Source organism: Usitatibacter palustris (assembly GCF_013003985.1).
Lineage (GTDB): Bacteria > Pseudomonadota > Gammaproteobacteria > Burkholderiales > Usitatibacteraceae > Usitatibacter > Usitatibacter palustris.
Window position 1 is genome coordinate 689,805 of sequence record NZ_CP053073.1, and the last position, 24,293, is coordinate 714,097.

Genomic DNA, 24,293 nt, shown 5'->3' on the forward strand with positions numbered 1-24,293 from the left:
AGGCCTCTTGCAGTACGTCCCGATCCTCGCGACCGATTCGATCGCCGATGCCTTCGCGAAACGCGTAGCGCTTTCGCCGGACAAGGCCGCGTACCGCGAGTACGACGCACCGTCGCAATCGTGGCGCGAGCGGACGTGGAGCGACATGGCCGGGCAGGTGGGCCGCGTGCGTGCGGCATTCGCCACCGAAGGCCTCGCGCCGCGCGACCGCGTGGCGATCATGCTGCGCAACTGCCCGGAGTGGGTCGCGTTCGACATCGGCGCGCACGCGCAGGGGCTCGTCGTCGTTCCGCTGTTCGTCGACGATCGCCCGGAGAACTTCGCCTACATCCTCAACGACGCCGGCGTGAAGGTGCTGCTGGTCGAGGGCGAGGAACACCTGAAGCGCCTCGACGAAGTGCGCGCGCAGCTCGGCAGCCTGCAGCGCATCATCACGGTGAAGCCGGTGGCCGATCGCGGTGACGCAGCGGTGCGTTCGCTCGATCAATGGCTGCCCGCGGAGCCCGCCGGCGAGACGCGGCCGATCGTCGATGGCCACTCGCTCGCGACGATCGTCTACACCTCGGGCACCACGGGCAAGCCCAAGGGCGTGATGCTCACGCACCAGAACATGCTGCAGAACGTGAAGTCCGCGCTCGGCGCCTACGACGTCTATCCCGACGACGTCCTCTTGTCCTTCCTGCCGCTCTCGCACATGTTCGAGCGCACGGTGGGCTACTACCTCACGCTGGTCTCGGGCTCGGTCGTCGCGTTCGCGCGATCCATTCCGCAGCTCTCGGAGGACTTCAAGACCGTGCGGCCGACGATCATCGTGTCGGTCCCGCGGATCTTCGAGCGGCTGCATGCCGGCGTGCACGCGAGCCTCGCGGAGGCCTCGCCCGCGAAGCGGCGCCTGTTCGACTTCGCGCACCACGTCGGCTGGAGCCGCTTCGAGTGGCAACAGGGGCGCGGGCCTTTCAAGGCGAGCTTCGTCCTCTGGCCGCTGCTGAAGCTTCTCGTCGCCGACAAGCTGCTCGAGCGCATGGGCGGGCGGCTGCGCCTGTGCGTGAGCGGGGGCGCGGCGCTCAATCCGGAGATCGCGCATACGTTCATCGGATTGGGATTGCCGATCTGCCAGGGCTATGGCCTGTCGGAAGCCTCACCCATCGTGAGCGCGAACCGCCTCGACCGGAACGATCCGGCCAGCATCGGGCTGCCGTTGCCCGGGATCGAGGTCGCGATCGGCGAGAACGGCGCGCTCATGGTGAAGGGGCCCAACGTGATGCTCGGCTACTGGAACAATCCGGAGGCCACGAAGCAGGTGCTGGGCGACGACGGCTGGCTCAACACCGGCGACCAGGCGCGCAAGGACCCGAACGGCTTCCTCTACATCACCGGGCGCATCAAGGAAATCATCGTCCTCGGCAACGGCGAGAAGGTGCCGCCCGTGGACATGGAGCTCGCGATCCAGCTCGATCCGCTCTTCGAGCACGTGATGATCGTGGGCGAGGGCAAGCCTTACCTCGCCGCACTCGTCGTCCTCAACGCCGAGCAGTGGGCGAAGGTCCCGGAGGCCGACCGCACCGACAAGGCCGTCACGGCGCGCATCGCGAAGCTGATCAAGGGCTTTCCGGGCTACGCGCAGATCCGCCGCGTGGCGCTGCTCACCGACAAGTGGACCGTCGACAATGGCCTGCTCACCCCGACGCTGAAGCTGCGCCGCAGCGTCATCCTCGAGCGCTTGCGCGCGCAGGTCGACGCGCTCTACAAGGGACACTGATGACCGACGCGATCGTCACCGAGAACCGCGACGCGATCCTGCGCATCGAGATGCGCCGGCCCGAGCGCAAGAACGCGCTCACGCAGGCGATGTATTCCGCGCTCGCCGCAGCGCTCGACCAGGGTGAGGCGGATGCGTCCGTGCGCGCCATGCTCATCCACGGCCAGCCGGGGATGTTCACCGCCGGCAACGACGTGAAGGATTTCCTCGAGAATCCGAAGAAGGATCTCGACGCGCCCGTGTTCCAGTTCCTGCGCCGGTTGATTCGTGCCCGCAAGCCCATCGTCGCCGCGGTATCGGGCAACGCGGTCGGCGTGGGCACGACGATGCTGCTCCATTGCGACTATGTCGTCGCCGACGAAAGCGCGCGTTTTGCCGTTCCGTTCACCAGCCTCGGCGTTTGCCCGGAAGCGGCCTCGAGCGTATCGCTTGCACTCGTGATCGGCTGGCGGCGGGCGAGCGAGATGCTGATGCTCGGCCAGCCCGTCGATGCCGCGACTGCGCTCGACTGGGGCCTGGTGAATCGCGTCGTGCCGGCGGCGGAGCTTGCCGCGGCCGCCGCAACGCAAGCGCGAGCATTTGCCGCGCAACCTGTGCAAGCCATGCGCGCGACGAAGGCGTTGTTGCGCGACCGGTTGTTGCCGATCTACGAGAAGGCGCTTGCGGACGAGGCCGGCGAATTCGGCCGGCTGCTGCAGACGCCCGATTCGCAGGAAGCTTTCCGCGCGTTCCTCGAGAAGCGCGCCCCGAAATTCGAATGAGGAGAAAGCGAAATGAATAACCGACAGATCCGACTCGCCGCGCGTCCCGTGGGCGTTCCCAAACCCAGCGACTGGAAGTTCATCGATGAACCCGTAGGCGAGCCCGCGGACGGCGAGGTGCTCGTGAAGGTGCTCTACCTATCGCTCGATCCGGCGATGCGCGGCTGGATGAACGAAGGCAAGTCGTACATCCGTCCCGTCGCGATCGACGAAGTGATGCGCGCCGGTGGCGTGGGCGTCGTGGTCGCGTCGAAGAGCGACCGGTTCAAGGTCGGCGACCACGTCGTGGGAACGCTCAACGTGCAGACCCACGCGCTCGTTCCCGAAAAGGCGCTCACGCGCATCGACCCGCGCCTGGCACCCCTGCCGGTGTACCTCTCGGTGCTGGGCATGCCCGGCATGACGGCGTATTTCGGATTGCTCGACGTGGGCCAGCCGAAGGAAGGCAACACGGTCGTGGTCTCGGGTGCGGCGGGCGCCGTGGGCGCGGTGGTCGGCCAGATCGCGAAGATCAAGGGTTGCCGCGTGGTGGGCATCGCCGGCGGCGCGGACAAATGCCGCTACGTCGTCGAGGAGCTCGGCTTCGATGCAGCGATCGACTACAAGACCGACGACGTGAAGAAGGCGCTGCGGGCGACGTGCGAGAAGGGCATCGACGTCTACTTCGACAACGTCGGCGGCGACATCCTCGATGCCGCGCTGGCGCACCTTGCCTTCAAGGCGCGCGTCGTGATCTGCGGCGCGATCTCGCAGTACAACAACACCACGCCCATCGTCGGTCCGGCGAACTACCTGTCGCTGCTGGTCAATCGCGCGCGCATGGAAGGGATGATCGTGTTCGACTACGCCGATCGCTATGCCGAGGCCGCGCGCGAGATGGCGGGCTGGATGCAGGCGGGCAAGCTGAAGAGCCGCGAGGACGTGGTCGACGGACTCGACACGTTCCCCGACCGGCTGCTGATGCTCTTCAAGGGGGAGAACCAGGGAAAGCTCGTCCTGCGGGTCGCCAGCGCCTGAGTTACAATTCAAACGCTCGTTTGAATCGACGGGCGCCCCCAGCCGAGAGTCCATGACCGCAAGCCTTCCGGAAGGCCAGCCCGTCCTTCGCATCATTCCCATGCCGGCGGATACCAACGCGCACGGCACCATCTTCGGCGGTTGGGTGATGGCGCAGGTCGACCTCGCGGGCAGCGTCCCGGCGGTCGAACGCGCCGATGGCCCCGTGGTCACGCTCGCCGTGAACTCGTTTCTCTTTCGCCAGCCGGTCTTCGTCGGTGACCTCGTCAGCATCTACGCGAAGGTCATCAAGGTCGGGCGCACGTCGATCACCGTCGACGTCGAGGTCTTTGCCCAGCGGCATCGCGACGTCGGCGGCGAAGCCGTGAAAGTCACCGAAGCCCAGCTCACTTACGTTGCGGTCGACGCCAACCGGCGGCCGCGCCCCGTACCGAACGCGACGCAGAGCGCGTAGCACCCGCATTCCAGGAGAAATTCGCGTGGAGAAATTCCTCGTCCGCAAGGCGGCCGTCCTCGGCGCCGGCGTCATGGGCGCCCAGATCGCCGCCCACCTCGCCAATGCCAACGTGAAGCCGATCCTCTTCGACCTGCCCGCGAAGGAGGGCAAGGACAAGAGTGCGATCGCGCGCAAGGCGATCGACGGCCTCGCGAAGCTCGAACCCAGCCCGCTCGCCACGCGCGGCGCGCTCGCGCAGATCGTGCCCGCCAACTACGACGACGATCTCGGGTTGCTTGCCGAATGCGACCTCGTGATCGAGGCGATCAGCGAGCGCATGGACTGGAAGAAGTCGCTCTTCGAGAAGGTCTCGCCGCACCTCGCGCCCAATGCGATCTTCGCGTCCAACACCTCGGGCCTGTCGATCACCGAACTCGCGAAGGCGATTCCCGCCGCGGCGCGCAAGCGCTTCTGCGGTATCCACTTCTTCAACCCGCCGCGCTACATGCGCCTCGTGGAGCTGATCGCAACACCCGACACCGATCCGGCCGTGCTCGATGCGCTCGAGACCTTCCTCACGACGACACTCGGCAAGGGCGTGATCCGCGCGAAGGACACGCCCAACTTCGTCGCCAACCGCGTCGGTGTCTTCTCGATGCTGGCGGCCATGCACCACACCGCGCAATTCAAGCTGGGCTTCGACGAAGTCGATGCACTCACGGGTCCCGCGATCGGCCGCGCAAAGAGTGCGACGTATCGCACCGCTGACGTGGTTGGCCTCGACACGATGTCGCACGTGATCAAGACGATGGGCGACACGCTGCCCGCCGATCCGTGGGCCGCGTTCTACCGCGCGCCCGAGTGGCTCGCCGCACTTGTTGCGAAGGGCGCGCTCGGCCAGAAGACCAAGGCCGGGATCTTCACGAAGAAGGGCAAGGACATCCTGGTGCTCGACGTCGCGAAGCAGGATTACCGCGCCTCGGCCGGTGCGATGGCCGACGACGTGAAGGCGATCCTCAAGGAGAAGAACCCCGGCGAGCAGCTCGCGAAGCTGCGCGCCTCGGCGCATCCGCAGGGCCAGTTCCTGTGGGCGATCTTCCGCGACCTTTTCCACTACGTGGCCGTGCACACCGCCGACATCGCCTACAGCGCGCGCGACGTGGACTTCGCGATCCGCTGGGGCTTCGGCTGGTCGCGCGGCCCCTTCGAACTGTGGCAGGCCGCGGGCTGGAAGAAGGTCGCCGGCTGGATCCAGGAAGACATCGCCGCGGGGAAAACCATGGCGAAGGCGCCGTTGCCCGCGTGGGTCTTCGAGCGCGACGGCGTTCACGAGCCCGCCGGTTCGTTCTCGCCCGCGAGCGGCAAGCTCGTCGGCCGGTCGGATCTTGCCGTGTACAAGCGCCAGTATTTTCCGGAGACGGTGCTGGGCGAGAAGGCCGCGGATCGCGGCACGACGGTCTTCGAGGACGACGGCGTTCGCATGTGGCACCAGGGCGACGGCATCGCGATCGTTTCCTTCAAGAGCAAGATGCATTCGCTCGGCGCCGAAGTGCTCACCGGGCTCAACCGCGCGATCGACGAGGCGGAGAAGAATTTCGACGCCCTCGTGATCTGGCACGAAGCGCCGTTCGCGGTGGGTGCCAACCTCAAGGCCGCGCTCGAGTCGCTCAAGGCCGGCAAGTTCGATGAATTCGAGCAGATGGTCGCGCTCTTCCAGCAGACCTCGCAGCGCCTGAAGTACGCGCAGGTGCCGACCGTCGCGGCGGTGGAGGGCATGGCGCTCGGCGGTGGTTGCGAGTTCGTGATGCATTCCCAACGCGTGGTCGCCGCACTCGAGAGCTACATCGGCCTCGTGGAAGCGGGCGTTGGCTTGCTCCCCGCGGGCGGTGGCCTCAAGGAATTCGCGCAGCGCTCGGTCGCGTGGGCGAAAGGCGGCGACGCGTTCCCCGAGCTGCAGCGCTACTTCAAGCAGGCGGCGATGGGCGAAGTCTCGAAGAGCGCGGCCAACGCGCGGGAGATGGGCTACCTCAAGGCCGAAGACCTCGTGATCTTCCATCCGGCCGAATTGCTCCACGTCGCGAAGCAGCAGGCGCGCGCGATGGCGGAATCGGGCGTGCGTCCTTCACTCGCGCCCGCGCAGATTCCCGTGGCCGGCGACACCGGCATCGCGACACTCAAGATGCTCCTCGTGAACATGCGCGAGGGCGGCTTCATCTCCGGCCACGACTACGAGATCGCCTCGCGCATCGCCGAAGTCGTGTGCGGCGGCGCGGTCGAGCCGGGCAGCATCGTCGACGAGAAGTGGCTGCTCGATCTCGAGCGGCGCAACTTCGTCGAGCTCGCGAAGATGCCCAAGACGCAGGAACGCATCGCTTTCATGCTCGAGAACGGCAAGCCCCTGAGGAACTGACGCACCCTGGAGGTCGGGAAGGCCATGAAGGGAAAAGCCGGCGGCGCGCTTTTCATGCTCCTGTTCTCGCTCCCGTTCGCGGGCGTGGGGCTCGGCGCGGCCTACGTGCTCGGCCAGAACGTCAGCGACATGTTCCGTGCGCAGGACTGGGTCGTCGTGAAGGCGAAAGTCCAGTCCGCGGAGCTCGTGAGCTCGCGCGGCAGCAAGGGCGGCACGACCTATCGCGCCGAAGGCACCTACGAGTACGCGCTCGGCGGGCAGAACTACACGGGCACGCGCCTGGGCCTCGACCGGATGGGCGGCTCCGACAACATCGGCGACTGGCACGAGACGATGGCGACCTACCTCAAGGACGCCAAGGCCGCGGACAAGCCGATCACGGTGTACGTGAACCCCGACAAGCCCGCCGAAGCGGTCGTCGATCGCGATTTGCGCTGGGCGTGGGTCCTGTTCGTCGGCGTCTTCGCCGTCATGTTCGGTGGCGCGGGCCTGGGAATCTTCATCGCCGGGCTCTATGCCGCGAATGCGCCGGCGCGCCAGAAGAAAGCGAAAGACCTTCGTGCGGGCGCGCGCGGGGGCGCCGGCGTCAAGTCCGACGGCGCGGGCGGCACGATCGGCTTGTGGATTTTCGCGCTCATCTGGAACCTGATCTCGTTTCCGGTGGCGATGATCGCGGTGCCCGAACTCATCGAGAAGGGCGAGTACTGGGGCCTCTTCGTGCTCCTCTTCCCGATCATCGGTTCGTTCATCCTCTGGGGTGCGATCCAGTCGACGTACCTGGTCCTGCGCCGTGGGTCGGCGACGCTCACCGTCGATCCGCCGCGCCCCGCCGCCGGCGCGAGCTTCCATGGCGTGATGCGCTTCTCGCGCAGCGTGCCCGCGGGCGAGCGCTACAACGTGGAGCTCGTGTGCCTCAAGCGTGGCGCGTCGAGCTCGAGCGACGGCACGCGCCAGCTCGACGTCTGGTCGAAGACGATCGAGGCGCAAGCCGTACGCGGCGCCGACGGCGCCTCGAAGCTTTCGTTTCGGCACCAGGCGCCGGGGAACCAGCCGCCCACGACGCCCGACGACGAGACGGGCGAGCGCTACAAGTGGCGCATCGAGATCGAGCGCATCGAGCCCAAGGGCCTGCCCTTCGGATTCGAAGTCGAGATCGCGCCCCGGCCCCACGGCGCGCTCGATTCATTCGCGGAACCCGAGTCCCTGCATTCCGGGTCGCCGGCATCGCCTGCCAACGTCCTCAACCCGGCGATGGAAGCGGAGCTCGCGAAGCTGTTCGGCGCGCAGAAGTACGCCACGATGCCCAAGGCGCAGCGCGAACTCATGGCGAGGCTCACGCCGCAACAGCGCGAGTGGTCGGCGAAGATCCACACGTGGTTCCCCCGCATCATGAAAGTCGTCATCGCGCTCGTCATCCTGCAGTTCGTCGTCGGCGGCGTGGTCGCGATCGTCGGCATGATCAATTCCTGAGTTCGCATTCGGAGATTTCCATGACAAGACAAGTCCAGGACGCCTACATCGTTGCCGCCGTGCGCACGCCCGTCGGCAAGGCTCCGCGCGGGATGTTCCGCAACGTCCGACCCGATGACCTCCTCGCCCACGTGCTGAAGGGCGTGATGGCCCAGGTGCCCGGCCTTGATCCGAAAGACGTCGCCGACGTCGTGGTCGGCTGTGCGATGCCCGAAGCCGAGCAGGGGATGAACGTCGCGCGCATCGGCGTGCTGCTCGCGGGATTTCCCGACAACGTTCCGGCGATGACGATCAACCGCTTCTGCTCGTCGGGCGTGCAGGCGGTTGCGATCGCCGCGGATCGCATCCGCACGGGCGATGACGATGTCGTGATCGCCGCGGGCACCGAGTCGATGTCGATGGTGCCGATGATGGGCAACAAGATCGCGCTCAACGACGCGGTGTTCACGAAGGACGAGAACGTCGCGATCGCCTACGGCATGGGCATCACCGCGGAAAACGTCGCGAAGCAGTGGAAGGTCACGCGCGAGGAGCAGGATGCGTTCGCGCTGGCGAGCCACCAGAAGGCCGCCGCCGCGATCGCCGCGGGCGCGTTCCGCGACGAGATCGTGCCCTACACGGTGGAATCGGCCGCACCCGACATTGCAAGCGGGAAAGTGGTGCGCCGCAGCAAGATCGCGGATACCGACGAAGGCCCGCGCCTCGACTCGACGCTCGAGGGCCTTGCCAAGCTGAAGACGGTCTTCGCGGCCAAAGGGAGCGTTACCGCGGGCAACAGCTCGCAGATGTCCGACGGCGCGGCCGCGGTGATCCTCATGAGTGAACGTGCGCTCAAGCGCTACGGCGTGAAACCGATGGCACGCTTCATGGGCTTCGCCGTCGCCGGCGTACCTCCGGAAATCATGGGAATCGGGCCGATCAAAGCGATTCCCAAGGTCCTTTCGCAGTGCGGAATCGCGAAGGAAAAGCTCGATTGGATCGAATTGAACGAGGCGTTCGCCGCCCAGGCACTCGCGGTCATCAAGGATCTCGGTCTCGATCCGGCGAAGGTCAATCCTCAGGGGGGCGCCATCGCGCTGGGCCATCCGCTCGGCGCCACCGGCGCGGTGCGCGCGGCCACTTTGGTGCACGGATTGCGCCGATCCGCAGGGCGGTACGGCATGGTCACGATGTGCATCGGAACGGGCATGGGTGCGGCGGGCCTCTTTGAGTCGCTCGCCTGAAATACCCCTCGGAATTGTTGTGTTTTGCCGATTGATTAATGACAATACAGCCAGAAAATCGCCCAGTCATAAGGGCACGATAGAAACGAAGCCAACTCAGGAGAAACGGCTCATGAAATTTCCCAACGGCCTTGCCGTGAAACCGCTCGTGGCTGCGCTCGCGCTCTGTGGCGCGATGCCGGCATTCGCCTATCAGTTCAAGACAGGTGACGATTTCAGCGCGAGCATCGACACGACACTCACGTATGGCGCTTCGTGGCGCGCGAAGTCACCCGACCAGAACCTTATCGGCCAGGCGAACGGCGGCACGACGCGTTCGGTGAACGAGGACGACGGCAACCTCAACTACAAGAAGGGCGACATGTTCTCGAACGCCGTGAAGGCGACCGTGGACCTCGAGCTCAAGTGGAAGAACTTCGGTTTCTTCGGCCGCGGCCTGATGTTCTATGACTTCGAGAACGCCGACAGCGACAAGCTCGGCCCGACGGGCCAGGATCGCCTGGGCAAGGACGTGAAGGGCCTCGACGGCTTCTTCTACGGTTCCTTCGATCCGATGGGCAAGAACCTGCGCGTGCGCGTCGGCAGCCAGGTGATCAGCTGGGGCGAAAGCACGTTCATCCCCAACGGCATCAACGTGATCAACCCGGTCGACCTCTCGAAGCTGCGCATTCCCGGTTCGGAGCTGAAGGAAGCGTTCATTCCGACGATGGGCGTGTGGGCGAGCCTCGAGCTCACGAAGAACGCGTCGGTCGAAGGCTTCGTCCTCACCAACTGGGACAAGGTGAAGCTCGATCCGAAGGGTTCGTACTTCTCCACCAACGACGCCGCATCCGACGATGCCACGCGCGTCATCGTGTCGTTCGGCCGTCGCCAGGACGAGCACTTCCCGGTGGGCAACCCGGTGCCGCCGGGAATCCCGGGCCTCAGCACCACGGCGGTCGCGCTCTATGGCGCGTATAACCCAGCCGCTTCGGTGTGGGCGCCGCGCATCGCCGACAAGGATGCGAGCGATGACGGCCAGTGGGGTGTCGCGTTCCGTTACCTCGCGCCCGAGCTCAACAACACCGAGTTCGGCCTGTTCTACATGAACTACCACAGCCGCACGCCGTACTTCACCGGCATCCGCGGCACGCCGACGTCCATCCTCACGGGCGGCCCGCTGATCACGCCGATCTGCGGCAACGCGGCGCTGCGTTCGCTCTGCCACACGGGAACGGCGCGGTACTTCGTCGAGTATCCGGAAGACATCCACCTCGTCGGCCTGAGCTTCAACACGGCCGGTCCCCAGGGCGTCGCGCTGCAGGGTGAAGTGGCTTATCGCTCGAACCTGCCGGTGCAACTCTCGACGACCGAGCTGATCATGGCCGCGCTGGGCATCCCGAACCTGATCACGGGCTACACGCAGATCCCGGGACAGCCGGTCGGCGCAACGGCCGCGACGCTGGTTCCGGAAGGTACGGTGATCCCCGGCTACATGCGGCTCAAGTCGACCCAGGCGCAGATGACCGCGACCAAGTCGTTCCCGAGCACCATGGGCGCGGACACGCTGGTGCTCGTCGGCGAAATCGGCGGGACGTGGTTCCACAACCTGCCGTCCGACCAGAAGTTCGCAGGCCCCGCGACCTACCTGCCGGCCACGCAGCTCGGTGCCCTTGCCGGCAGCGCCTTCTCGGTGCAGGAGACGGGTTACCTCACGTCGTACTCGTGGGGCTACCGGCTCGCGGCGCGCATGGACTACAGCAACGCGCTCTATAGCGGCACGCTCTCGCCGCGCATTGCCTGGTCGCATGACGTGAAGGGTGTCAGCCCGACGTTCAACCAGGGCACGAAGGCGGTGTCGCTGGGCCTGGCGTGGGACTACCAGAAGCGCTGGATCGTCGATGCCCAGTGGACGGACTTCTCGGGCGGACGCACGTACTGCGGCACGGACACGTTGCCTGCCGGCACGGTATTGCCGCCGGGACAAAGCGCGTCCTGGTGCTCGAGCGCGAACCCGCTGAAGGATCGCGGCTTCTACTCGTTCAGCGTCAGCTACGCGTTCTGATTCCAGGGACTACATAAAATGATCCGGAGGAAACCCATGATCGCAATTACGAAAAAAGCGGCCGGCCTGCTGGCCGCGGGCGTCGCGCTGGCCATGCCCGCTGCCGCTGAATTGTCGGCGGCGGACCTCGCCAAGCTCGGCACCACGCTGACGCCGCTCGGTGGCGAGAAGGCTGGAAACGCAGCAGGCACCATTCCCGCGTGGGATGGCGGCATCACGAAACCCGTCGCCGGCTACAAGCCCGGCGGGCACTTCGTCGATCCGTTCCCCACCGACAAGCCGCTGCTCACCATCGATGGCAAGAACGCCGACCAGTACAAGGACAAGATCCCGGCGGGCGCGTACGCGATGCTGAAGAAGTATCCCGCGTACAAGATGGTCGTGTACCCGACGCATCGCACCGCGTCCGCACCCGAAGGTCACTACAAGGAAACGAAGGACTGCGCGGCCAAGGCGAAGCTCTCCGCCGGCGGCAACGGCGTGGTCGGCTGCGTCGGTGGCGTTCCGTTCCCGATCCCGAAGGACGGCAACGAGGCGATCTGGAACTCGACGCTGCGTTACCGCGGCGACACGTTCGCGATGCACTGGTCGCAGGCCGCGGTCACCCGCACCGGCGACTACGCGCTCGTGAAGTTCGAGTATGAATACGACTTCCAGTACGGCAACCTCTCGAAGCCCGTCGCCACGCGCGAGCCCAACAAGGTCCTGAATTACCTGCAAAGCACCACGGCGCCCGCGCGCCTGGCAGGGCAGATCCTGCTGGTGCACGAGACGGTGGACCAGAACGCGCAGCCCCGCTCCGCATGGACGTACAACCCGGGCCAGCGCCGCGTGAGGCTCGCGCCGAACGTCGCGTACGACAACCCGGGCACGGCGGCCGACGGACTGCGCACCAACGACGACTTCGGCATGTTCAACGGCGCGACCGACCGCTACAACTGGAAGCTCGTGGGCAAGAAGGAGATGTACATCCCGTACAACTCGTACAAGCTCTCGGATCCGAAGCTCACGTATGCGGACATCCTCAAGCCGGGCCACATCAACCAGGACCTCGCGCGCTACGAGCTGCATCGCGTCTGGGTCGTGGAAGCCACGCTCAAGGCGGGCACCAGCCACATCTACTCGAAGCGCGTCTTCTACCTGGACGAGGATAGCTGGCTCGCCGTCGCCTCCGACAAGTACGACGGCCGCAACGAGCTCTGGCGCTATGCCGAGTTCCACAGCGAGAACTGGTACAACATCCCGACGATCTTCGGCACGATCGAGGTCCACAACGACCTCCAGTCGGGCCGCTACATCGCCATGGGCCTGCGCAGCGAAGAGAAGCTCATCTACGAACCGATCAAGCGCACGCAGGCGGACTACACGCCGGCGAACCTCCGCGGTACGGGAACGCGCTAAGCACCTCGCAGTAGGAATTGGGGCCGGACCCCTTTATATTCTTGTAGCCGCCGCCGTGAGGTAGGCTGCTACAAGGGTGTAAAGGGGTCCGGCCCCATTTCCGCCTCTAAAAACGCGGGGGAGCGATGACAAGAATCGTGGTTGCCATGGCGGTCGGCCTCGGGCTGGCCGTGGGCGCTTGGGCCAAGGACGCCGAAACGGTGCTCCCGGCCACCGGACCGATCTCGAAGACCAGCATGCAGCGCCTGCTCCTCACGGACGGCGCGCGCGTGGGCAACCGCGTCGTCGCGGTCGGCGATCGCGGCTACATCGTCTTCAGCGATGACAACGGCACTTCGTGGAAGCGGGCCAAGGCACCCGACGGCGCGCTGCTGACCTCGGTCGAGTTCATCGACGCCAAGCGCGGCTGGGCCGTGGGCCACGATTCGGTGATCCTCGCCACGGTCGACGGCGGCGAATCCTGGACGCAGCAATTCTCCGCGCCCTCCGAGCAGCGTCCGCTCCTCGATATCCATCTCACCAGCCCGGAGGCAGGCCTCGCGGTCGGCGCCTACGGCGCGTTCTACGACACGGCCGACGGCGGCAAGACCTGGACCGCCCGCAAGGTGGTGGCCGACGACAAGCACCTCAATGCGATCGTGAAGCTCGCCGACGGCAAGCTGCTGATCCTGGGCGAGGCCGGCACGATGCTCGTCTCCGCAGATGCCGGCAAGACCTGGACCGCGCTCACGTCGCCGTACAAGGGCTCGTTCTTCGGCGGGCTGCCCACCGCGGACGGCGGCCTCGTCGCCTTCGGCCTGCGCGGGCGCATCTATCGCTCCCCCGACGGCGGCAAGAGCTGGAAGCAGATCGACAACACCTCGGTGGCGACGCTCATGGGCGGAACGCTCCTGCCCGATGGAGCGCTCGTGGTCGCCGGCAACGCGGGCACGGTGCTCGTGTCGCGCGACCAGGGCAACTCGTTCGTTCCGCTCGCGACGGGCACGACGCGCGCGTTCTCGAAGGCGCTGCTCGGCGCGCCCAATGCGGTATTGCTGCTGGGCGAAGCGGGGGCACGCGAAGTGCCGCTCCCTTCGGCCCCGCGCTGAGGCGACCATGACGCTCACTACGTTCATCCAGAAAGCCTCCGGGATCGTCTTCGACCATCGCAAGACCTGGCTCATCGTCTTCGCGGTGCTCACGGTGCTCTTCGCCGCTTCGGCTTCGCGCCTGGTGGTCGATGCGGGCTTCAACAAGATGGTGCCGCTCAAGCACCCGTACATGCAGGTGTATCGCGACTACCAGAAGGATTTCGGGAGTGCCAACCGCGTGGCGATCGCGCTGGTGCAGAAGGACGGCAACATCTTCAACAAGGAGTACATGCAGAAGCTGAAGGCGCTCACCGACGACGTCTTCCTGCTCAACGGCGTGGATCGCCCCTCGGTGAAGTCGCTCTTCACGCCCAACACGCGCTTCATCGAGGTGATCGAGGAAGGCTTCGCGGGCGGCAACGTGATCCCGGCCACGTTCCAGGGAACCGACAAGGATCTCGAGACCGTGCGCGGCAACGTGCAGAAGTCCACGGAGATCGGCCGTTCGGTCGCCACGGACTTCACCGGCGCATTGGTGAGCGCGGCGCTGCTGGAAGTCGATCCGCAGACCAGCCAGCGACTGAATTATTTCGAAGTGGCGGCGAAGCTCGAGGCGCTGCGCGACAAGTATTCGAGCGACAAGCACAGCGTGCACATCATCGGCTTCGCCAAGGCGATCGGCGATATCCGCGACGGCGCACGCGGCGTGGTCATGTTCTTCGGCATCGCCTTCGTGATCACGCTCGTCCTCATGCTGTGGTTCGTGAAGGACGTGAAGCTCACGCTCGTGGCCATCGTCGTCGCGATGATGCCCGTGCTCTGGCTCCTGGGCACGCTGCCGCTGCTGGGCTTCGGCATCGATCCGCTCTCGATCCTCGTGCCGTTCCTCATCTTCTCCATCGGCGTCTCGCACGCGGTGCAGATGACCAAGACGTGGGAGCGGGAAGTCGTCGGCGGCGCGGACAGCCTCACGGCCGCCAAGCGCTCGTTCTCGAAGCTCTTCATTCCGGGAACGCTGGCGCTCCTCACCAACGTGCTGGGCTTCGCGGTGATCATGCTCATCCCGATCGACATCGTGCGCGAACTCGGGATCACCGCGTCGCTGGGTGTCGCCTGGATGATCATCACCAACAAGATGCTCCTGCCGATCATGCTGTCGCACCTGAGCCTTTCGAAGGGCGCGGCGGCCAAGGAGGCGTACCAGGAAAGCCGCGTCGACAAGATCTGGCATGCGGCCGCGCGCTGCGTCGAGCGCCCGCGCGCGGCGATCATCATTGCCGCGGCCGCGGTGATCGGCGTGATCGGCATATGGAAGGCGCACGACCTCAAGGTCGGCGACTACGGCGTGGGTGTTCCCGAGCTGCGACCCGCATCGCGCTACAACCAGGACAACGCGAAGATCGTCGAGAAGTTCGCGATCGGCGTGAACACGCTCGGTGTCGTCGCGCAGACCAAGGGCGTGCAGGGCGCGTGCACCAACTACGACGTCATGAGCGTGATCGAACGCTTCGACTGGTATATGCAGAACGTCCCGGGCACGCAGTCGGTGATCTCGCTGCCGGGCATGGCGAAGATGGTCAACGCGGGCTTCAACGAGGGCAACCTCAAGTGGCGCCAGCTGCCGCGCGACAACCAGGTGATGGCGCAGAGCGTCACGCCGATCGACACCTCGACGGGCCTGCTCAACACCGACTGCAGCGCGATGCAGGTGCTCGTGAACACGAGCGACCAGCAGGGCGAGACCATCGCGCGCCTTGTACAAGAGGTGAAGAACTTCTCGGCGGCCAATCCTTCCGACAAGGTCGAGTTCAAGCTCGCCACCGGCAACATGGGCGTGACGGCCGCGACCAACGAGGCCGTGGACAAGGCGCGCTGGGAGATGACGTTCTTCATCTTCGGCGCGTTGCTGATCATGTGCATGATCACGTTCCGCAGCCTGCGCGCAACGCTTTGCATCCTCATCCCGCTCGCCCTCGTGTCGATCCTGTGCGAAGCGCTCATGCCGGTGCTCGGCATCGGCCTCAAGGTCTCCACGCTGCCGGTGATCGCGCTGGGTGTGGGCGTTGGCGTCGACTACGGCATCTATCTCTACGACCGCATCGAGATCCACCTCGAGGAGGGCAAGTCGCTCTCCACCGCGTTCTTCGAGGCGCTCAACGAGCGCGGCACGGCGATGGTGTTCACGGCGGTGACGATGACGATCGGTGTCGGCACCTGGGTGCTCTCCGCCCTCAAGTTCCAGGCTGACATGGGGATCCTGCTCGCCTTCATGTTCTTCCTGAACATGCTCGGCGCGCTCTTCCTGCTGCCGGCGATGGCGGCGTTCCTGCTCAAGCCCCATCCGGTGGCCAACCCCCGGCCCTGATGCGACCTAAGGCCCGGGTCCTTCGGGACCTGGGTCGCATGGCGCCTGGTGGGGTTCCCTACTACGATGCTTCCATGCCAAGGCACTTTGAACTGGCGAGCTAGAGGCACTCGAGTGCCCGACCACCGACACAGGGATTTGACGGAGATTTCCTCATGAAACGAAACACAACGTTGGCGCTCGCGCTCGCATGCGCGTTCACCTCGTCCGCCTTCGCGGACACCATCGATCTCGGCGCGCTGGTCACCAACCAGCTCAAGCAGACGGGCAAGCTCGCGACCATCTACGGCGGGCCGGTCCCGGCCGGGACCAACACCAGCATCGTTTTCGAAGGAACCGTCGGTGGCAAGGGCCTGAAGATCAGCCCGCCCGGCGCGATTCCCGATCGTCCCAATGTCCTGCTCGAGACGCCGATCGGCTGTGCGCCCGTCGGCGGATCGTCCACCGTGGAAGTCGAGGGGACCACGACCGACAGCACGTCGTTCAACTACACGGACAAGGTCGAGACCAGCAAGGAAATTTCCGTGACCGTGGGGTATGAAGCGTTCGGCGCGAGCGCCAGCTCCACGGTGACGCTGGGGCAGACCCAGGGCAAGGAGAACTCCAAGGGCGGCGGCACGGAGAAGTCCAAGACCTGGAAGACGTCGCGCACCATCGACGTCCCCCCCAATCGCTCCTTCGACGTGCAGTTCGTCGTGACGGAGAGGTACCTCGACGCCGTTCCCTTCACCGCCAATTTCGTCGTGACCGGGGATGTCTCGATCAACTTCCTGCGTGGGCAGGAGGGCTATTCCTGGGTCAAGGTGACGGGTACGCAACTGCCGCCCAACGTGATTCGCCCGGGCTACCAGCAGAACAACCGCAAGCTCGCGGTCTGCCGCGGCAAGGCCAGGGACGGCACGGTGTGGTTGGGCAAGTCGGAAGGCATGGCCTGCTGGATGGCGATCGCGGTCGACAACAGCTTCATCCCGGGCATCGGCTGGTCCACGAACGACTTCGAGATCCTCGTGGGTGCCGAGTCGTCGGTGGCCCTCGGCGACCCATACGCCAGCGACGCCTACGTGACCCCGGGCGCCAACCCGCAGAAGGTCTGCTTCGCGCAGCACAACGGCTGGTCGCTTCCCGGCTACGTGAGGAATACGGAGTGCATCAGCGAGTGGGATAGCAAGCCGGTACGCACGGCGAAGTACAAGATCCTGCGCGCACCGCAGACGGGTGGCGTGGTCAAGCGGGTGAAGATCGACGACTACCTCACCGAAGCGCAGCGCACGTTCAACCTGCGTGGCGTCTTCAGCGGCGTGCAGGCGGTTCGCGGTGACCTGCGCATCACGGAAGGTCCGAGCTGCGGTCCGACGGCGAAGACGGCCTCGGCGGTGACCGCCAGCGCGGTTACGACGAGCGGGCTCAAGGCGCCCGCGCCCGCGGCTGCGGCTACGGTCGCGCCTACGGCCGCGACGAAGAAGCTGGTCCTCGCTCCGGCGAAGCCCGGCACCAAGGCCCTGCCTGCTGCGGCCACGGTGCAGAACGTGACGCCGGTGGTGGGTGCGGAAATCCCGAAGAAGTAGCTACTCCGTGATGACGGTGTCGCCGACGCGAATGCGCGCCGGCGACACCGTCACCGCGTTCATTCCGAAGCAGGTGCCGAACACGTCGCTGTTGCGATAGGTGCCCAGCGTCGCCAGCGGTTCAGGGCCCGTCACTTCTCCCGTGACCTGGTCCGTTGTCGTGATCTGGCACCGCCCGCAGGGCTTCGACATCTCGAGCGCGGCGGCGCCCACGCGAAAACGCTTCCACCCGTCTTCCGCGAACGCGCCGGTACCCGAGACCACGAGGTTGGGCCGGAAGCGATTCATGGGCACAGGATGCGCGAGGCGCGAGTTCAAGTCCGCGAGCGAGGCTTCGCTGATCACGAGGAACGGGAAGCCATCGGCGAACCCCACGATGTGCGACGGCGCGTATTTTTCGCTCACCGGGCGGCGCGAGTGATCGGGCATGTAGACGAGGCGGGCAGGAGTCCCGAGGTAGTCGGTGAGCCAGGCATCGGCCTCGGGCGAGGGTGCGATCGCATCGACCGTGCTGTTCCAGACCAGCACCCGCATCGCGTCGCCGTCTACGGGCTCCGCCGGTAGTTCGACCTCGCCTGAATCCGCGGCGGCCAACCGCAGCATCTCAGCGTCGATCTCCGTCCAGATCGTGGCCATCTTCGGATGTTCGCGCTGCGTGAAGAACTGTCCGGCCGGATCGACGACCATGAAGCGCCGGTCGTGGCGCAGGCCCCGGGGAGTCATCTCGGACTCGGTGAGCGGGATTCCCGCGAGGCTCTTCACGGGGTAGATGTTCAGGGCGGTGAGGGTGATGGGCATGGGTCTTCGTGTTCTGGTAAGTTAATCGGCCCGGCTGTTCGCGAAAGGATAAGTCATGGCTCTCTGGGACAAATTGATGGGCGAGATCGTCGACATCGTCGAGTGGCTCGACGATTCGAACAACACGCTCGCCTACCGCTTCGAAAGGTACCAGAACGAAATCAAGTACGGCGCGAAGCTCGTCGTGCGCGAAGGCCAGATGGCCGCCTTCATCAACGAAGGCCAGCTTGCGGACGTGTTCAAGCCGGGCACGCATACGCTGATCACGCAGAACATGCCGATCCTCGCCACGCTGAAGGGCTGGAAGTTCGGCTTCAACAGCCCGTTCAAGGCCGAGGTGTACTTCGTTTCCACGCGCAAGTTCACCGACCTCAAGTGGGGCACCCCCGGGCCGGCGATGATGCGCGACAAGGATTTCGGCGTCGTGCGCGTGACCTCCTTCGGCATCTACGCGATCCGCGTGAAGGACCCCGGCATCTTCATCAAGGACCTCGTCGGCACGGACAACCGCTTCACGACGGACGAGATCCAGGAGAACCTCCGCGGCAAGATCGGCCTGCGCATCAAGGAAGTGATGCCCGAGCTCGGCATTCCGGTGATCGACATGGAGGCGAAGGTGACCGAGATGGGCAATCGCCTGCGCGAGCGCCTCAATCCGGAATTCGAGACGATGGGCATCGAGCTCGTCGAGGTGCAGGTGCAGGACATCGGTTTGCCGGAAGAAGTGGAGAAGGCCCTCGACAAGCGTGGTGCGATCGCCGCCATCGGCAACATGCAGGCGTACACGCAGTACGAAACCGCCTCTTCGATTCGCGATGCCGCGAACAACCCGGGCGGTGCTGCCGGCGTGGGCGTGGGCCTGGGCGCCGGTATGGCGATGGGCGCGCAGATGGCCAACGCGATGGGTGGTGCGTTCGGAGGAGCAGGTGGCGCATCGCCGCCGCCGATTCCCGGCGCCGCGGCATTCCACGTTGCGGTGAATGGCCAGCAAACGGGACCGTTCGACATGAGCGCGCTCGGCCAGGCCGTCACCAGCGGTCAGCTCACGCGCGCTTCGCTCGTGTGGAAAACGGGCATGGCGCAATGGGTGAAGGCCGGCGAAGTGCCGGAGCTCGCGAGCCTCTTCGCGAATTCGCCGCCGCCGGTTCCGCCCGCCGCGTGACGCAGGCAGGCCGCCTCCAGGCTGTTGGAGAACCCCAACAAGTTGGGGACCCCCGCGACCCGCAGACGGAGTTCATAAGAACCTTCCCCTGCGCGGGCTGCGGGGCGAAGCTCTCGTTTGCGCCGGGCACGCGCAATCTCAAGTGCGAGTTCTGCGGAACCGCCAACGAGATCGCCGAGAACGACGCGCGCGTCGAGGAGCTCGATTTCTCGGTCTACCTCAAGGCGCTCGAGGGCCGCGAGGAATCGACCACGGCGGAGACCGTGAAGTGCGGCAAGTGCGGCGCGGAGCAGACGCTGCCCGACAACCACTTCGCCGCGCACTGCGCGTTCTGCCGCACGCCCATCGTCGGCAAGAGCTATGCGAGCCGGCATCTCAAGCCCAAGTCGATCGTGCCCTTCCAGGTCAATCGATCGCGCGCCCAGGACGAGTTCCGCCGCTGGGTGAAGAAGCTCTGGCTCGCGCCCAATGACCTGAAGAAATACGCGCAGAGCGACGCGGGCCTCGATGGCGTGTACCTGCCGTTCTGGACGTACGACTGCAACACGACGAGCCAGTATCGTGGCGAGCGCGGCGACGACTACTACACCGACGAGCACTACACGACCACCGATTCGAAGGGCGACAGCGTGAGCCGCACGCGCCGCGTGAAGCACACGCGCTGGTCACCGGCCTCGGGCGAGGTCGCGCGCTTCCATGACGATGTGCTCGTGATGGCGTCGAAGTCGCTGCCGGAGGAAATCCTGGGTGCGTCGAGCCGCTGGAACCTGAAGGGGCTCGTGCCGTTCCAGCCCGAGTTCGTGAGCGGCTTTCGCGCCGAGGCCTACCAGGTGGGATTGCGCGAGGGCTTCCCGATCGCGAAGCAGACGATCGACGCGCAGGTGAACGCGCTCATCCGCCAGGACATCGGCGGGGACCAGCAGCGGATCCACCACGTCGCCACGCGCTACGACGACGTGAAGTTCAAGCACATCCTGCTGCCGGTGTGGGTCTCCGCGTACCGCTACCGCGACAAGCTCTTTCGCTTCCTCATCAACGGGCAGACGGGCGAGGTTTCCGGCGAGAGTCCCAAGTCGTGGTGGAAGATTGCCTTCCTCACGCTCGGGATCCTCGTCGTCACGTTCATCCTGCTGGTGCTCTTCTCGAACTAGGCCTGCTTGACCATCGTGTCGCCGTCGGACACCTCAAACTTCCCCGGCCCCTCGACGTTCACGCTCTTCACCACGCCGTCGTCGACGAGCAGCGAGAAGCGCTGGCAACGCATGCCCATGCCGCGGCCCATGAGGTCGAGCTCGAGGCCGAGCTTCTTCGTGTAGTCGGCGCTGCCGTCGGCCATGAAGCGGATCTTGCCGCCGGCCTTCTGGTCACGGGCCCACGCGCCCATCACGAACGCGTCGTTCACCGCGAAGCACCACACCTCGTCCACGCCCTTGGCCTTCAGCGCGTCGATGTTCTTCAGGTAGCTCGGCACGTGCTTCGCGGAGCAGGTGGGCGTGAAGGCGCCCGGCAGGCCGAAGATCGCGATCTTCTTGCCCTTGGTGAGCTCCTCGACCTTGAACGTGTTGGGGCCGATGCTGCAGCCGTTGCCCTCGACTTCGATGAACTCGTTGACGCTGCCTTCGGGAAGTTTGTCGCCGACCTTGATCGTCATGGGTGTGTCTCCTCGGTGGTTTAGCGGAAAGCTACGCGGCCGGAGCCGCGCGGCGGAAAGTGGCGAGCGCGATGCCGGTGGCGACGAAGAGGCCGCCCAGCCCGCGGTTGACCCACCGGAGCTGCGTGGGGTCCTTCATCACGCGCAACACGCGTGCAGCGAGCGCGATGTAGCCGATCATCACCACGAGGTCCACGGCGAACGTGGTCACGGCGAGGATGAAGTACTGGATCGCCTGCGGGCGCGCGACGTCGATGAACTGCGGCAGCACCGCGACGAAGAAGATGATGCCCTTGGGATTCGTGAGGTTCACGAAGAAGCCGCGCATGAAGATCTCGCGGGCGGTCTTCGCGTTGTCCGCCTTGTCCTCGAACCCCTGCACGGGCGAGCGCCACGTCACGATGCCGAGATAAATCAGGTAGGCCACGCCCAGCCACTTCACCGCCGTGAAGACGGTTTCGGAGGCGAGGAGAACGGCGCCCAGTCCGAAGGCGACGATGGTCACGTGAATCACGTTGGCCGCCTGCATGCCCACTGCATTCCAGGAGCCCAGCTTCACGCCATGGTGCAGGCCGCTCGAGATGCTCGAGAACACGCCCGGCCCCGGGGTCACCGAGAGCACGATGGCGGCGAAGAAATAGGTGAGCCAGACCGACAGTTCCATCAACGAGCCTTCTCGATCGCGCGCCGGGCGATGTTGTCGACCAGGCCCGGCGCAACCAGTTTGATCCAGGCGGCTATTTTACCCCGCGCGGTCATAACGACCTCGCGACGGCGTCCCTCGATGGCCTTGGCGGTGATGCGCGCGCATTCCCCGACGCTCATCACCTCGTTCTCCTTCACCGGATCGACCTGGATGGGCTTGCCGTCGGGGCCGGTGGCGTTCTCGCGCACGCCGGTCGCGACGAAGCCCGGGTAGATCATCGTCACCGTGACGCCGGAGTCGGCAAGCTCGATGCGCAGCGAATCGAAGAAGCCGCGCATCGCGTGCTTGGCCGCGGCGTAACCCGAGCGCGTCGGCACGCCGGTGAGCCCGGTGAGGCTCGCGACACCGACGATGCGGCCGCGCGAGCGCTTGAGATGGGGCAGGGCGTGGCGCGTGCAGTAGACCGAGCCCATGTAGTTCACCTGCATCAGGCGCTCGAGGATCGACATGTCCTCGATGTCCTCGAAGCGCGCCCACATCGTCATGCCGGCGTTGTTCACGAGCGTGTCGACGCGTCCGAACGCCGCGACCGTCCGCTCGACCATCGCCTTGCAGTCGGCCTCGACGGCGACGTCGGTGCGGATCACCTCGGCCTTCGCGCCGAGCGCGCGGCATTCGGTGGCCACCTTCTCGAGCGCCGGTACCTCGCGCGCTGCGAGCATGAGGCTCGAACCTTTCGCGGCCAGTTGCCGCGCGAGCTCCGCGCCGATGCCCTTCGAGGCACCTGTGATGATGACGACGTTGTCTTTCATAGAGGGTGTGCAAGATAGAGGGGTCAGACCACTCTATCGCAAGGGCCGCGATAGAGTGGTCTGACCCCTCTATCTTTCTGTCTCCGGATCGGGGATGTGGTTGAAGGCGATGTGCAGGCCGCCGCGGTCGCGCGCCTTGTGCGCCGAGGCGAAGTACACGGCCTGGCGGCCGAAGCGCACGTTGAGCTTGTCGAGCGTGGCGTAGAGGGCCTTCGATTTGTCCTCGGACGCGAAGAGCGAGCCGGTGTGCTTGGCCTCCGTCACGAGGTCCGAGAACGCCATGCCGACCTGGAGGATCGTGCGGCGCGTGGGAGGGCGCTGCGACCAGAGTTTCTCGAGCACGTGGAGGAAGGACATCGTGTCCTGCGTGTCCACGAGCTTCATGTCCGCGTCCCAGCGCGCGCCGTCGAGGTACTTCACGCCGATCGACATGCGCGCGGCGTAGAGGTCCGCCTTGCGAAGCCGCATCGCGGCCTTCTGGATGAGGCGATCGAGCACCGCATAGGCATCGGTGGGATTGCGCTTCTCCGGGCCGAGCACGCTCGAGTGCGAGATCGAGCCGGTTTCGCTTTCGCGCTCGTGCATCGCCTCGCCGCGCAGGCGGTCGTACATGATCTCGCCGCCGATGCCGCCCCAGATCGCGCGCAGCTCGTCGCGCGAGCGGGCACAGAGATCCTGCACGGTCTTCAGGCCCTTCTCATGCAGGCGCTTCTCCATCTGCTTGCCGACACCGGAGAGCGCGCGCACCGGAAGATGAAACAGCCGATCGGGCAACTCCGCCTTCTCGATGATCACGAGACCATCCGGCTTGACCATGTCGGAAGCCGTCTTCGCGATGAACGTATTGGGCCCGATGCCGATGGAAGTGCGCAGGCATTCGCCGATCTCGGTCGTGAGCTTCGCCTTCACATCCGCAGCGATCTTCAGCGCGCGCGCCGGTTCCCGCCAGCGGCCGGTGAGCTCGCAATCCATTTCATCGATCGAGAGCACGGCACGCACGGGCACGACGGAATCCACGACGGCGACCGCGCGGTGGTGGAAGTCGATGTAGATCTCGTGACGCGCGACGACGAATTCAATCTGCGGGCAGAGCTTCCTCGCGTCGGCGACCTTTGTGCCGGTCTTCACGCCGAAGGTCTTGGCTTCCACGCTCGCGGCGATGCACACGGTCGTGTCCGCGAGCATCGGCACCACGCCCAGCGGCTTGCCGCGCAGCCGCGGCTCGACCTGCTGCTCGACCGAGGCGAAGTACGAGTTGAAATCGACGAGGAGCGAACGAAGCGTCAATGCGCCGCGGCGGAGGGGCGGTCCGTCGCCTCCATGAACTTGCGCCGGAATTCGAGCGGATCGGCGATGCCGGGCATGGGTGCCACCGACGAGCCCGCGCCCGAGATGAAGAGCGTCCCGTAGTTGAGCATCCGCCCCCAGAAGCCCTGCTCGACGCGCAGCGCTTCCACCTTGTCGAGATTGATCTCGACCGTGTGGCGCTTGATGAAGCCGAACTTCGCGATCACGCGCTTGTTGGTGATCGCGATCTCCGTGGTACGCGAGCGGATCCACGCATCGATGAGGAAGTAGAGGCCCACGACGATCACGAGCAGCAGGATGCCCAGCAGCACGCGCGGAAACAGCGTCCACCACGAGATGCGGCCGCGATGGATGATCGTTTCGCCGGCGATCAGGGAGTCGTCGATATAGGACAT

General features: G+C 65.7%; 20 protein-coding genes. 14 read left to right on the top strand and 6 right to left on the bottom strand.

The genetic code is table 11. The annotated features are described in order from the left end of the window. The first annotated feature begins 7 nt into the window (after positions 1–7). The 12 genes from DSM104440_RS03735 to DSM104440_RS03790 all read left to right on the top strand — a co-directional run bounded on the left by DSM104440_RS03735 (position 8) and on the right by DSM104440_RS03790 (position 17,521). Positions 8–1,759, top strand: a complete 1,752-nt coding sequence (locus tag DSM104440_RS03735; RefSeq protein WP_171160688.1) for an AMP-dependent synthetase/ligase — start codon at positions 8–10, stop codon at positions 1,757–1,759. Then, positions 1,759–2,520: an enoyl-CoA hydratase gene (locus tag DSM104440_RS03740; RefSeq protein ID WP_171160690.1), complete on the top strand. Its 762-nt coding sequence runs from the start codon at positions 1,759–1,761 to the stop codon at positions 2,518–2,520. Before DSM104440_RS03735 ends, DSM104440_RS03740 begins: the two co-directional genes overlap by 1 nt. A 12-nt stretch (positions 2,521–2,532) precedes the next feature. After that, positions 2,533–3,537 carry an NADP-dependent oxidoreductase gene (locus DSM104440_RS03745; RefSeq protein ID WP_171160692.1) on the top strand — a complete coding sequence of 335 codons (1,005 nt, stop codon included), beginning with the start codon at positions 2,533–2,535 and terminating at the stop codon, positions 3,535–3,537. A 52-nt stretch (positions 3,538–3,589) separates the two neighbouring features. Then, the gene (locus DSM104440_RS03750; protein ID WP_171160693.1) at positions 3,590–3,991 is read left to right on the top strand and encodes an acyl-CoA thioesterase; all 402 of its coding nucleotides are present in this window, start codon (positions 3,590–3,592) and stop codon (positions 3,989–3,991) included. Positions 3,992–4,016: 25 nt separating this feature from the next. Beyond that, positions 4,017–6,383 carry a 3-hydroxyacyl-CoA dehydrogenase/enoyl-CoA hydratase family protein gene (locus DSM104440_RS03755; protein WP_171160695.1) on the top strand — a complete coding sequence of 789 codons (2,367 nt, stop codon included), beginning with the start codon at positions 4,017–4,019 and terminating at the stop codon, positions 6,381–6,383. A gap of 24 nt (positions 6,384–6,407) precedes the next feature. Next, complete coding sequence (locus tag DSM104440_RS03760) at positions 6,408–7,853, top strand: DUF3592 domain-containing protein (RefSeq protein ID WP_171160697.1); 1,446 nt, start codon at positions 6,408–6,410, stop codon at positions 7,851–7,853. A gap of 20 nt (positions 7,854–7,873) precedes the next feature. Further along, positions 7,874–9,076, top strand: a complete 1,203-nt coding sequence (locus DSM104440_RS03765; RefSeq protein ID WP_171160700.1) for an acetyl-CoA C-acyltransferase — start codon at positions 7,874–7,876, stop codon at positions 9,074–9,076. A gap of 112 nt (positions 9,077–9,188) precedes the next feature. After that, positions 9,189–11,120, top strand: coding sequence for a DUF1302 domain-containing protein (locus DSM104440_RS03770; protein ID WP_171160702.1), 1,932 nt, complete (start codon positions 9,189–9,191; stop codon positions 11,118–11,120). A 36-nt stretch (positions 11,121–11,156) separates the two neighbouring features. Next, positions 11,157–12,521, top strand: coding sequence for a DUF1329 domain-containing protein (locus DSM104440_RS03775; protein WP_171160704.1), 1,365 nt, complete (start codon positions 11,157–11,159; stop codon positions 12,519–12,521). 125 nt (positions 12,522–12,646) lie between these two features. Beyond that, the gene (locus DSM104440_RS03780) at positions 12,647–13,609 is read left to right on the top strand and encodes a WD40/YVTN/BNR-like repeat-containing protein (protein WP_212758194.1); all 963 of its coding nucleotides are present in this window, start codon (positions 12,647–12,649) and stop codon (positions 13,607–13,609) included. 7 nt (positions 13,610–13,616) lie between these two features. Next, positions 13,617–15,956 (top strand): efflux RND transporter permease subunit, encoded by a 2,340-nt coding sequence (locus tag DSM104440_RS03785; RefSeq protein WP_171160708.1) that lies wholly within the window; start codon positions 13,617–13,619, stop codon positions 15,954–15,956. Positions 15,957–16,111: 155 nt separating this feature from the next. Next, the gene (locus DSM104440_RS03790) at positions 16,112–17,521 is read left to right on the top strand and encodes a hypothetical protein (RefSeq protein ID WP_171160710.1); all 1,410 of its coding nucleotides are present in this window, start codon (positions 16,112–16,114) and stop codon (positions 17,519–17,521) included. Here DSM104440_RS03790 and DSM104440_RS03795 read toward each other — a convergent pair whose 3' ends face one another. Next, positions 17,522–18,319, bottom strand: a complete 798-nt coding sequence (locus DSM104440_RS03795) for an MOSC domain-containing protein (RefSeq protein WP_171160712.1) — start codon at positions 18,317–18,319, stop codon at positions 17,522–17,524. A 55-nt stretch (positions 18,320–18,374) separates the two neighbouring features. Between DSM104440_RS03795 and DSM104440_RS03800 the strand changes: the two genes are divergently transcribed. After that, positions 18,375–19,481: an SPFH domain-containing protein gene (locus DSM104440_RS03800; protein ID WP_171160714.1), complete on the top strand. Its 1,107-nt coding sequence runs from the start codon at positions 18,375–18,377 to the stop codon at positions 19,479–19,481. Next, positions 19,478–20,632, top strand: coding sequence for a TFIIB-type zinc ribbon-containing protein (locus tag DSM104440_RS03805; protein WP_171160716.1), 1,155 nt, complete (start codon positions 19,478–19,480; stop codon positions 20,630–20,632). Before DSM104440_RS03800 ends, DSM104440_RS03805 begins: the two co-directional genes overlap by 4 nt. Here DSM104440_RS03805 and DSM104440_RS03810 read toward each other — a convergent pair. The 5 genes from DSM104440_RS03810 to DSM104440_RS03830 all read right to left on the bottom strand — a co-directional run bounded on the left by DSM104440_RS03810 (position 20,629) and on the right by DSM104440_RS03830 (position 24,293). After that, a complete protein-coding gene (locus DSM104440_RS03810) occupies positions 20,629–21,132 on the bottom strand; it encodes a peroxiredoxin (protein WP_171160719.1) in 504 nt (167 codons plus the stop codon). The genes DSM104440_RS03805 and DSM104440_RS03810 overlap by 4 nt on opposite strands. A 31-nt stretch (positions 21,133–21,163) precedes the next feature. Further along, positions 21,164–21,796 carry a LysE family transporter gene (locus DSM104440_RS03815; protein ID WP_171160720.1) on the bottom strand — a complete coding sequence of 211 codons (633 nt, stop codon included), beginning with the start codon at positions 21,794–21,796 and terminating at the stop codon, positions 21,164–21,166. Further along, positions 21,796–22,590, bottom strand: a complete 795-nt coding sequence (locus tag DSM104440_RS03820) for an SDR family oxidoreductase (RefSeq protein WP_171160722.1) — start codon at positions 22,588–22,590, stop codon at positions 21,796–21,798. Before DSM104440_RS03820 ends, DSM104440_RS03815 begins: the two co-directional genes overlap by 1 nt. 69 nt (positions 22,591–22,659) lie before the next feature. Further along, on the bottom strand, positions 22,660–23,877 hold the full coding sequence (locus DSM104440_RS03825; protein ID WP_171160724.1) for a DNA polymerase Y family protein: 1,218 nt from the start codon (positions 23,875–23,877) through the stop codon (positions 22,660–22,662). After that, positions 23,874–24,293 carry a PH domain-containing protein gene (locus DSM104440_RS03830; protein WP_171160726.1) on the bottom strand — a complete coding sequence of 140 codons (420 nt, stop codon included), beginning with the start codon at positions 24,291–24,293 and terminating at the stop codon, positions 23,874–23,876. The genes DSM104440_RS03825 and DSM104440_RS03830 overlap by 4 nt, the downstream gene beginning before the upstream one ends.

Bases quoted from the DNA above. Each gene is read 5' to 3' on its own strand.
- DSM104440_RS03795 (WP_171160712.1), bottom strand. From the start codon at position 18,319: ATGCCCATCACCCTCACCGCCCTGAACATCTACCCCGTGAAGAGCCTC.
- DSM104440_RS03750 (WP_171160693.1), top strand. From the start codon at position 3,590: ATGACCGCAAGCCTTCCGGAAGGCCAGCCCGTCCTTCGCATCATTCCC.
- DSM104440_RS03780 (WP_212758194.1), top strand. From the start codon at position 12,647: ATGACAAGAATCGTGGTTGCCATGGCGGTCGGCCTCGGGCTGGCCGTG.
- DSM104440_RS03785 (WP_171160708.1), top strand. From the start codon at position 13,617: ATGACGCTCACTACGTTCATCCAGAAAGCCTCCGGGATCGTCTTCGAC.
- DSM104440_RS03830 (WP_171160726.1), bottom strand. From the start codon at position 24,293: ATGTCCTATATCGACGACTCCCTGATCGCCGGCGAAACGATCATCCAT.
- DSM104440_RS03820 (WP_171160722.1), bottom strand. From the start codon at position 22,590: ATGAAAGACAACGTCGTCATCATCACAGGTGCCTCGAAGGGCATCGGC.
- DSM104440_RS03810 (WP_171160719.1), bottom strand. From the start codon at position 21,132: ATGACGATCAAGGTCGGCGACAAACTTCCCGAAGGCAGCGTCAACGAG.
- DSM104440_RS03800 (WP_171160714.1), top strand. From the start codon at position 18,375: ATGGCTCTCTGGGACAAATTGATGGGCGAGATCGTCGACATCGTCGAG.
- DSM104440_RS03745 (WP_171160692.1), top strand. From the start codon at position 2,533: ATGAATAACCGACAGATCCGACTCGCCGCGCGTCCCGTGGGCGTTCCC.
- DSM104440_RS03740 (WP_171160690.1), top strand. From the start codon at position 1,759: ATGACCGACGCGATCGTCACCGAGAACCGCGACGCGATCCTGCGCATC.
- DSM104440_RS03760 (WP_171160697.1), top strand. From the start codon at position 6,408: ATGAAGGGAAAAGCCGGCGGCGCGCTTTTCATGCTCCTGTTCTCGCTC.
- DSM104440_RS03815 (WP_171160720.1), bottom strand. From the start codon at position 21,796: ATGGAACTGTCGGTCTGGCTCACCTATTTCTTCGCCGCCATCGTGCTC.
- DSM104440_RS03765 (WP_171160700.1), top strand. From the start codon at position 7,874: ATGACAAGACAAGTCCAGGACGCCTACATCGTTGCCGCCGTGCGCACG.
- DSM104440_RS03775 (WP_171160704.1), top strand. From the start codon at position 11,157: ATGATCGCAATTACGAAAAAAGCGGCCGGCCTGCTGGCCGCGGGCGTC.
- DSM104440_RS03790 (WP_171160710.1), top strand. From the start codon at position 16,112: ATGAAACGAAACACAACGTTGGCGCTCGCGCTCGCATGCGCGTTCACC.
- DSM104440_RS03770 (WP_171160702.1), top strand. From the start codon at position 9,189: ATGAAATTTCCCAACGGCCTTGCCGTGAAACCGCTCGTGGCTGCGCTC.